The organism is Ruegeria spongiae (assembly GCF_023502395.1).
Taxonomy (GTDB): domain Bacteria; phylum Pseudomonadota; class Alphaproteobacteria; order Rhodobacterales; family Rhodobacteraceae; genus Ruegeria_C; species Ruegeria_C spongiae.
The window spans coordinates 1-723 of sequence record NZ_JAMFMB010000095.1; the positions used below are offsets into that span (position 1 = coordinate 1).

At 56.4% G+C, this 723-nt stretch carries 1 protein-coding gene; it reads right to left on the bottom strand.

Annotated elements, in window-relative coordinates:
• Window positions 1–589: helix-turn-helix domain-containing protein (locus tag M3P21_RS22400; RefSeq protein ID WP_249713723.1), on the bottom strand; the 589-nt coding region annotated here is incomplete at its 3' end.
• Window positions 590–723 lie beyond the last annotated feature (134 nt).

Genomic DNA, 723 nt, shown 5'->3' on the forward strand with positions numbered 1-723 from the left:
ACGCCACCTTGCAATAGGTGTCCACGTAAGTCTGCTGATAGACCCGTCCGACGCCCTTGAGCGTGCCGACATAAACCGTGTCCTGTGATCCCAGATAGCCTGGGTGCGCTGTTTCCACCTCGCCACAGGCCTCATCGTCGAGTTTCTTTTTCTCCAGCGCCTGCACCTGAGCCTCGGTCAGGATCAGGCCATCTTCAGCCACCTTGGCTTCCAGCGCTTTCAACCGGGCTTTGAAGTTGGCCAGATCGTGCCGCAGCCAGATCGACCGAACACCCGAGGGCGAGACAAAGACGCCCTGTTTGCGCAGCTCGTTCGAGGTGCGGGCCTGACCATAGGCCGGGAAGTCGGTGGCGGATTTGATGACAGCCTGCTCGGTCGCGTCGTCCACCCGGTTTGCCAGATTGGGCTTGCGCCGGGTGCGCTCAAAAAGTGCCTCCACACCGCCTTCTTCAACGGCTGACTTGTAGCGATAGAAAGTATCCCGGCTGTAGCCCATGACCTGACAGGCTTTCGAGACATTGCCCAGTTCCTCGGCCAGGTTCAGCAGGCCGGTTTTGTGTTTGATGATCTTGTCGGTAGTATTCAACATCGTGGTTTCCTCGTTTCGATGGTTTGGTTGGCACCACCATCAAAACGGACAACCATCTCCCTTCAAGGGAACCACCGCCCCCAAAACAATTTGAAAAATTGGGGGCGGTGTCAGATCACATCAAAACTAATTCA